Source organism: Allobosea sp. LC85, assembly GCF_000735605.1.
Classification (GTDB): domain Bacteria; phylum Pseudomonadota; class Alphaproteobacteria; order Rhizobiales; family Beijerinckiaceae; genus Allobosea.
The window spans coordinates 135,723-144,649 of sequence record NZ_JPKG01000057.1; the positions used below are offsets into that span (position 1 = coordinate 135,723).

At 62.7% G+C, this 8,927-nt stretch carries 6 protein-coding genes and 2 pseudogenes; 3 read left to right on the top strand and 5 right to left on the bottom strand.

The window, feature by feature from the left end; translation table 11 throughout:
• Positions 1–333: 333 nt before the first annotated feature.
• A complete protein-coding gene (locus FG93_RS25555) occupies positions 334–1,146 on the bottom strand; it encodes a nickel-binding protein (RefSeq protein ID WP_043240186.1) in 813 nt (270 codons plus the stop codon).
• A gap of 601 nt (positions 1,147–1,747) precedes the next feature.
• Between FG93_RS25555 and FG93_RS25560 the strand changes: the two genes are divergently transcribed.
• Positions 1,748–2,920, top strand: a complete 1,173-nt coding sequence (locus tag FG93_RS25560) for a Fic family protein (protein ID WP_244448735.1) — start codon at positions 1,748–1,750, stop codon at positions 2,918–2,920.
• A 577-nt stretch (positions 2,921–3,497) separates the two neighbouring features.
• Here FG93_RS25560 and FG93_RS25565 read toward each other — a convergent pair.
• From FG93_RS25565 to FG93_RS33705, 4 genes and pseudogenes are all read right to left on the bottom strand, one after another.
• Positions 3,498–4,733 carry a PQQ-dependent sugar dehydrogenase gene (locus FG93_RS25565; RefSeq protein ID WP_081881853.1) on the bottom strand — a complete coding sequence of 412 codons (1,236 nt, stop codon included), beginning with the start codon at positions 4,731–4,733 and terminating at the stop codon, positions 3,498–3,500.
• A 285-nt stretch (positions 4,734–5,018) separates the two neighbouring features.
• Positions 5,019–5,357: a c-type cytochrome gene (locus FG93_RS25570; protein ID WP_052514191.1), complete on the bottom strand. Its 339-nt coding sequence runs from the start codon at positions 5,355–5,357 to the stop codon at positions 5,019–5,021.
• A gap of 275 nt (positions 5,358–5,632) precedes the next feature.
• Entirely contained in the window at positions 5,633–6,910 is a 1,278-nt protein-coding gene (locus tag FG93_RS25575; protein ID WP_043240279.1) for a sorbosone dehydrogenase family protein, read from the bottom strand.
• Positions 6,911–7,264: 354 nt separating this feature from the next.
• Positions 7,265–7,465: pseudogene (locus FG93_RS33705) on the bottom strand (hypothetical protein); the annotation flags it as partial.
• A gap of 387 nt (positions 7,466–7,852) precedes the next feature.
• Between FG93_RS33705 and FG93_RS25585 the strand changes: the two are divergent.
• A complete protein-coding gene (locus FG93_RS25585) occupies positions 7,853–8,287 on the top strand; it encodes a VOC family protein (RefSeq protein WP_043240191.1) in 435 nt (144 codons plus the stop codon).
• A gap of 345 nt (positions 8,288–8,632) precedes the next feature.
• A pseudogene (locus FG93_RS25590) lies at positions 8,633–8,927 on the top strand (sulfite exporter TauE/SafE family protein); the annotation flags it as partial.

Below are 8,927 nucleotides of genomic sequence, written 5' to 3' on the forward strand. Positions count from 1 at the left end.
GCTCTAAGGCCGTCTAACGATTGCTCGGCATCTGTGGGACGAACTTTCGTCAGCAATTTGGCCGCAAGATCGCGATACTCAGCAGGATGTGGCTCCTCGATCCACTGCGTCCGAGCAAGACCAAACGCCGCTGTCGCGAGCCCCATTGCGAATGCGAGCGCAAGGAGCTTCCACGAATATGGATAGGCTAAACGCACATCATCACCGACAAGGTTTCAGGGCATGCGGTGTTATTTGGGTGCAGGGCTTGGATTTTAGCAATGTCCGGTTACCACCCGTTCCGGACATGCAGCGCGCCCCTGCGCGTCACTATCATCGGCGAGAATGATGATCTCAGCGCCAGTTCACCTCGAACGCCGCGACGGGATGCACGAAGCCTTTCAAGGCTTTATGACCGAGAGAAACGAGGGGAAACCGGTTCAGAACCAGGTCCGATACCGTCCCCGACACGACAATGGTGTCAGGTTCCGCCGCCTGACAGAGGCGAGCCGCCGTCTGCACCGTCGCTCCGAACAGGTCATTGCTATCGGCAACCGGCTCACCTGCATCCAGCCCGATCCGCACCCGCAACTTCTCCTTGCTCGCAAAGTTGAAGGCGTCAAAAGCCTGCTGAATTGCCCGGGCACAATCCACCGCTGCAGCGACCTCATCGAAGGAAGCCATGATCCCATCCCCGGTGTGCTTGACCTCGCGTCCCCCCTTGTCGTTGAGGGAGCGGCGGACCAGGGAATCATGGGCTCTGGTCATCTCGACCGCCCTGAGATCGCCGAGCCTCGCGGTCATGCCGGTCGAGTCGACGATGTCGGTGAACATGATGGTGCGTAAGGCCGGATCAAACGTTGCATGAGGGCTGTCCCCCTTTGGAGCCGGGTCCGAGACGCGACCGAGAAAGGCTTCGACAGCGGAAATATCGACCTCGATGACATCCTTGGCCAGATCTCCGTGGGCCTCGTCATGCACCCGCATGGCCGCCTGGATGTCAGGTGCGTCGATGAGGCAGAAGCCTGTACCCCTTGCTTCGTCGAACCAATATGTCAGGAACCGGACGCCGTAACGCTCCTGGACCTCGAGGTCCTTGCGATGGGCCTCGGCGATATCGGCTGCGGTGAGACCTCTCATGTCATGCCGATCAAGAAAAATGGGCATCTTTCTCTCCGTCTCGACATTCCGGCAAAAGACGAGGCCACCGCACCAAAGACGAGCCCCCGCACCGTTCATACAGGAAAACCGAGTGATGGGCTCCTGCTCCATGCCGCCGTGATCGAGCTGATTTCGCGCCCGTGTCGTCTTCTTGCGCCTGTGTCGTCGGCTGGTTGATGCAGGCCGAGATGACAGGCCAACCATGACGGTCTTTGCGTCGCGCGCGACCAGCGTCTTGATGGTGACCGGGCCCGGTTCGCCATCCCCGCGAGAGCTCGAGCAGGACCTCGTTCGGGAATGTCGACCCATCTGAAACATTCGCGGCAGAGCGCCTGATGGGGAAGATTGGCCCAGTGCTGACCTTCGGAAGGTCCGCTGACTGGGCTTCCCTGCGATGCCGTTTCGCGAGTGAGAAACATCCGGTTCCGGCCAGCCGGCGCCCACGCGGGCTTCTCCAGGTCCCTCGTCAAGAACCGGCATTCAAACCGGCATTCAAACCGGTGCCAAGGCGAATTTAAATCCGCTCACGTTGCTGATAATAATGGGTTTTTACAGCATTACAAACCGGCATATTATCCGGTATACACGCGGCATGGACATCACGAGTATGGACCCGATGGTTCCCGAAGAAGGTTCGGGAGCGCTAGAGGATGCGGTGGTTGAGCTCAATGGGCAAGCCAGCAAGCTCGCCGGTCGTATTCATCCCATCTTGCAAGAGGCGATCGGCGACCTCGTTCGGTCCATGAACTGCTATTATTCCAACCTCATCGAGGGCCATGATACGCACCCACGCGACATTGATCGCGCGCTTGCCAATGATTTCTCCTCCGAACCAAAAAAACGCGAGCTGCAGAAGGAAGCGGTAGCGCACATTTACGTTCAGCAGCTGATCGATACCAGCCGCGATCCCGATGCTTGGCCGGCTTCGGCCGCCTATGCAGCTTGGCTACACGAGGAATTTTGCTCTCGTCTGCCTCCGGAGATGCTGTTTGTGACCGACCGAAAGACGGGAGAGCGGCTTGAGATCGAGCCGGGCAAATGGCGTAAGCGCGATGTCCAGGTTGGCCGCCATCTGCCGCCGGCGCACGGTGATCTGTCCCGGTTCATGGCGCGGTTCGATTCAGCCTATCAGTCGCCACCGCTGAACAAATTCCGTCAGATCCAGGCGGTCGGCGCGGTCCATCATCGCTTCTTGTGGATCCACCCATTCCTCGACGGCAATGGCCGCGTGGCACGGCTGATGTCTCACGCTCTTTTCAAGCGACTTGGCATCGGCACCAGCTTGTGGTCGGTCGCCCGAGGGCTCGCACGCGACGAGACGCTCTACAAGTCGCTGCTCGCCCAGGCCGATGGACCTCGCGAAGGCAGCCGCGACGGCCGAGGCAACCTCACCCAGCGGGGCCTCATCGCGTTCTGCAAGTTTTTCCTGGACCGGTCGCTCGACCAGATCCAATTTATGAGCGATCTCCTCGAGCCGTCGACGCTGCTGACTCGTATGGAGATCCATGTCGAGGAAGAAATCCGTGCAAAACGCCTCTTGCGCGGTAGCTTCGCCGTGCTGCGCGAAGCGGTAATCGCTGGAGAAGTCGAGCGCTCGAAGATCCCGTCGCTGACCGGCTATGGGGAGCGCGGCGCGAGGAATGTCACAGCGGCACTTGTCAATCGCGGCATGATGACGGCCTCGTCGCACCGAGCTCCCCTGCGCCTCGCCTTCCCGAGCGACGTTGCGGAACGCTGGTTCCCGAACCTTTATCCTGCGAATGCCGGATCGCGATCATGAAAGAACATGATGGCGGAGGTCTCGGGCGCGGAGGCCTATGTCGCGATCAAAGCGCTCGAGAGTGGTGCCATTCGATGCCGGCGTCCTCGGTGAAGCGTAGGCTCGCTCGGCTGACGAATTCCCTTGCCGTTCTCTGAGGCGATCATCAGCCGCCGGACGCAAATTGTTTGACCGACAGCCGCACGATCGATGTCCGCTTTGTGCCAGGGCGAGCGCTCGGAGGCGATCGCGACGCTGGTGAAAGGTTGGCCGACCGTTACTTGCTGCCGACGGCCGCTCGGGAGGACGTCTTCTGAAAGCAACTCAGCCGACAGCGCAGCCCCGATCAGCTCCCCCGTTTTGTCGCAAGCCCGGATCGGAGATCGCGGCTAAAGCATTTTCGAGCGAAGTGGACACCGGTTCGCGTGAAGAAAATGCGATAAAACAAAGAGCTAGAGCATTTTCGCGATTCGGAGAAACACGAATATGCTCTAGATCGCCCATCCTGCGTCCGTTCGGACGCAGGATGGGCGATCTATCTCATTGTTTGAGCATCGGATTTTTCCGAAAACCGGATTCCACTTTTCGGTCCGGTGCTCTATCGCGCTTCATCTTGCGCGACCTGCTCCGTCGTTGGCTGCAATTGGTAGAGCCAACCAGCAGGATCGTCGGTGATCACGTAGAGCAGGTCATCGGGCCCGCGCCGAATGTCGCGAACGCGACCAAGCTCACCCTCAAGCAGGTGCCGCTCTCGTCGAACCTGACCCTGCTGCACCGTAAGCTGCACGACCATCTGGCCTGCGAGCGAGCCCACCCAGGCCTTGAGCCGATCCCCGTCCCGCGCGACCGTCAGACCGGATGGGGCAACCGGGAGGGTCCAGTGGTGCACCGGCGGCTCCATTCCCGCGGCAGCATTGCCCACCCCGATGGGCGAGCCGCCGTAGTCGAGCCCAGAGGAGATGATCGGCCAGCCATAGTTGAGACCAGCCTCGATGCGGTTCAACTCGTCCCCGCCCTGCGGACCATGCTCGACTGACCAGACCTGGCCACTCATCGGTTCGATGGCGAGGCCTTGCGGGTTGCGATGCCCATAACTCCAGATCTCACGCTTCGCGCCTGCCACCGAGAAAAAGGGATTATCCTCCGGCACCGTGCCGTCGAGGCGGATGCGGATGATCGAACCGGCGTGATCCGACAGATCCTGCGCGCGCTTCCCCTCCCAGCGATCACCGAGGGTGAGCAGCAGGTGTCCGTCGCGGGTCAGAGCGATCCGCCCGCCGAGCTGCTCCAGGCCCGCGGCGGGCGGATCGCTCTCGAAGATGACCTGCTGATCAACGAGTGCATGGGCCGGGAGGTCGAGCCGGGCCTTGAGGACACGGATCGTGGACGCGATTTCGGTGCCATGTGCATAGGACAGGTACAGCGTACCGGTGCGAGCAAAGTCCAGATCGACAGCGACGTCGAGCAGCCCGGCGTGGGCGCCGCTCAGGACCAACGGCACGCCACCGACCTCCTGCATGGCGGATCCGGCCCGGATCAGTTGGAGACGCCCCGGTTTCTCCGTGACCAGGATGGCGCCATCCGGCAGGAATCCGATCGACCACGGGAACTCGAACGGGCCGGCGACTGGGACCGGGGTCAGTTCCGGAGAGGGGTCTGTCACTTCAGAGCTGTCTGTCACGTCCGGCGCGACCTCGGTCCCGAGACGGGCTCCGGCCGGCAATGCCCATAAAGCGCCGATGAGGCTGCCGGCGATCGGCAGGGCCAGGAGTTTGCGAGAACGCGTCAGGAGTTTGCGAGAACGCATCCCTTCACTCCTCTCCTCCGGCGGCATCGATCGTGAGGCCCATTGCCGCTCCGCCGGACCCAACCTGGGCGGCCGACCTGGACGGCCGACGCCCAGTCCGGCATCGTCGGCACTGCTCCGCGCCTTCACCTCAGCGAGATGGCGTCAAGGGCGCCGCCTGGCGTCTCGCATTTGCGCATCCATGCGCGATACCGGGCTCGCGTGCCCGCGGCGGACAGCGCGCGGCGCCGTCGCATATGTGTACCACAGTTCGGGCAGCGCCATCAGCGCGGCGGCTTCGCCTGGCTATCAAATCAGGGTGAGCATCAGGCCCTATTGCTGGGACAGGATCCACTTCACCAGACCTTCGGCCTCCTCCGGCGAAACGCCGGGTTGAGGCGGCATCGCCATCTGGCCCCAATTGCCGCCGCCGCCCTTCACGACCTTTTCGCTCAAGAGCTTGACCGCGGCTTCATCCTTGCCATAGCGCTCGGCCACGGCCTTGTAGGCCGGGCCGATCAGCTTCCGTTCGACGGAATGGCAGGCCACGCAGTTCTTAGCTTTGGCCAGTTCGGCGCTTGCGAAAGCGGTCGAGGAGGTCAGAAGCACGGCGAAAGCGGCTGCAGCGAGTTGGCGAAAATCAAGCCGAAAATCAAGCCGAAAATCAAGCATTGAGCGGGCTTCCCATCTTGCGCGATCCGGGGCGGACGGTATCGCGGAACAGTGGTCGAAACGAAGCGAACAGCAACAACGCAGGGATCATCATCGGCCCTCCGGCTGGGCAGGCCAAGCACGCGATGACAAGCACGCGATGATCTGCGGGACCTGTGCTGAATCCCGAGCGCTGCCTGGGATGCTGATCGCGCCATGGACACGGCCAGGCCGGGCCCGCCGACGAAAGGACAGCCGCGCCGCCGCTTGCGGCAGGCGCGGCTGCTGGTCAAAGCTCAGTTGGGCTTGAGCTGGTAGACGTCGCCCTGGTCGGTAGCGACATACATGCTGCCGTCCGGTGCCTGCACGACGGAGCGGAAGCGCCCGGCCGGCATCGGCAGGGACACCGTGCTGCGCGTGGCCGACGTGCCGTCGGGCGTGATGTCGAGCACGTCGAGGCGGTTGCCGACCGGTGTTCCGTGGATGCCGATACCCATGAAGGTCACGACCATCCGGCCGTTCCAGTCCTTCCATTGCGGGCCGTTCAGGAACACGCATGACGACATGCCCTGAGACAGCGTGTCGTTGTTCCAGGCCGGCTTCATGGCGTTGGGATAGGTCTTGGTGTCGGTCATCGGCATGAATGCCGAGCGCTCCTTCGGATCCACAGCGCCCATCTGGTTCGGCGAGTAGCCGCAATACTTGTCGGGGCAGTCGCCGCGCCCGCCGATATTCGGCCGCGGATCCCAGCCGGCATTGCCGCCGGCCGTCAGCGCCGTCACCTCGTCGCTATGCCAGGGGCCGTTCTCCGCCGTGTAGGGCTGGTTGCTGCCGGGGCGGAAACAGATGCCTTGCGGGTTGCGATGGCCATAGGTGAAGACGCGCGGATCGAAGCCCTGTGGCGGGTTGTTGCCGGGCGCGGCCTTGCCGTCCCGGTCGATGCGGAGCACTTTTCCGCCGATCCGGGTCGGGCTTTGCGGCACCTCGCCATTATGGGTGTCGCCCGTCGTGACGTAGAGGAAGCCATCCGCGGGGCCGAAGCGCAGGCGCCCGCCATTATGCGCGCCGGCATCGCCGAAGGGATGGTCGCTGGGCGCCGCCTTGTAGGCGATGTCGGTGACGATATCCTGCCGGTTCGAGACCTTGGTCAGGTCGGGATTGACCGTCAGCCGCAGCACCCGGTTGGTTCCCGGCGCGGTCATGTTCGACGCCGAGGACACGTAGATGAAGCGGTTGGTGGCGAAATCGGGGTCGATCGTCACACCGTACATGCCGGCCTGGCCGCCGCAGAAGAGGTCGGATGCGGTCTCGGGGTAGTTCTTGGAATCCTTGATGCCGAGCAGGGCGTTGATCTTGCCCGAGGGCAGCCGGACCGAGAGCCCACCGCATTTCTCGGTGAAGAACATCGTCCCGTCCGGCAGGAAGGCCATGTCCCATGTCAGGTCGCGTCCGGACAGCACGGCGGTGCTGGTGAGTCCGGGCGTTCCGCCTGGGCTTTGGGCCGCCGCCGCCCCGGTCAGGGCGAGTGAGGCCAGTAACGTGTAAGGCAACACGAAGCGAACACGTCGAGTCATCGATGTCTCCTCCGAGTTATTGAGCGCCTCTGAAAAAAGGCCAGCGAGCCGCCGGACCTGGGCCGAAAGCATTGTTCGGCGGATCGATTGTTATGCGAGCGCCCAGGCTCGTGCAACATCGCTTCCTGCCGTTGGCAGGCATCGATTTCGGACCACTGGCCTCTAGGTCAACGCTGATCTTGCCCGTCAACCGCTCGGCTCACTATTGCGAAGACGAGACGGCTTCCGCAAGAGGATAGGCAACCGGCTGCAGCGTGGGATGCCGTTATCCGAGAGCACTCCCAAAAGCCAAGCCGGGATTACGTCGCGTGACTTGGTGATCGATCAGTCATGGGTCGGTCTTATTGTCGACGGTCAGAAAAGCCGGGAGATGTAAACCAGAGCGTGCACGGTTTGATCTGGGCCATATCCCGCGGTTCCGAAGTCGTTTTCGCATTCGGTTGGGCAGAAAAGTCCGAAGATTGCCCTGACAGGGTCCCAGAGGGCTGTGATGGTGTGCTTCGCTCCGGCGCGCAGCAACGACGTCAGCCTGGCGAAGGCATTCCCGATCGGGTTGGACGGGGGAATTGGAGCGCTTTCTCCCGCCGCCGCGGCGCCGGCCAGTGGCATAGACAAGGCAGAGTGCCGCGACTCTCGCGTGGGCCGACCGCCAATGCGGACATAGGCGGTTGCTGCTCCCTCCTCATGCCAGCAGATGGTCACCGTTTCGCCCTTGGACATGGAGACGATCTCGCCCGGCGGTGATCGTCCGGCGGTGACCGTCCGACGTCTGTCGCAACCGAAGGCCGCCCTCCAGGATGATCATGACGTCCTCGAGCGCCAGCGTTTCGGTGAGATCCTGCCTTCAGCAACGACACGGCGACGGCCTGGGACGGCTTTGTGGCTACGGCTTTGTGGCTCGTGCCAGCACGTGTATGGAAGCATCATGGCCGGAGAGACACGATGCTCAGCTACATCATGATCGGCGCCAACGACGTGGATCTGTCAGGGAGGATGTACTCCGCGATCCTGCTGCCGATCGGCTACGTCAAAACGGAATCCAAGGGCGCGATCATATACGCGCTGCCTGACATTCCCCGCCACAATGGGCCGGCGGTCTACATCACGAAACCCTATGACGGACGCGAGGCGACGGTCGGCAACGGCTCGATGACGGCCTTTCGCGTCGATAGCCATGCCTTGGTACGCGAACTACATGCCGCGGGCGTGGCAGCAGGCGGCAAGGATGAGGGCGCGCCCGGCTTCCGCGCCGAGTATAGCGAGCGCTTTTTCGTCGGCTACCTGCGCGATCCGGTTGGCAACAAGGTCGCAATCTTCTGCACAAACCCCTCCGAGCCCACCCGGAATACCGAGCGAGACGCTGGCAATACGCTCTAACCAGGCGCGTTCTGCCCGAGAGAGAAGCCCGCGCCGCACCGCCCCGGCCCAACCCCCAGCAACGCGTCGCCGATCTCAGGGCGGCCGTCAGCCAGGGCCGGCGGCCCGTCCTGCGCGCGAGCAAGGCACAAGCATCGCCACTGCTGCAGGCGGGCACCAGGTTCTGGAGCCGCTAACCCCTGGCCAGGGAAAGCGGCCAACGGGGAAACACGACCTTTGCGGACTCGATGCGCGTCAACTGCAATGTCCGGAATGGGGCGGTGAGCGGACACCGAAATCGAAAGACTTGGCGCCGCGTCTCTCAGCGCTATGTTCGTTGCACCATAGCGATCCTGACAGGCTCCCATGACCGACGCATCCGTAACGGCGACAACGCCGCGTTCGCGTTCCGGAGCATTTGCCGGCGGCGCTCTCATCGGAACGTTAGGCGGGCTGATCGGACTCGGCGGCGCGGAATTTCGCCTTCCCTTGCTTATTGGCGCATTTCGATTTGGCGCGCTCGAAGCGGTCATCCTCAATAAGGCAATGAGCCTCGTGGTGGTTGCATCCGCTCTTCCCTTTCGGGCCGGCACGGTTCCGGCAACAGAAGTCGCGGCACATTGGCCCGTCATCCTCAACCTACTTGCAGGCAGCCTTCTCG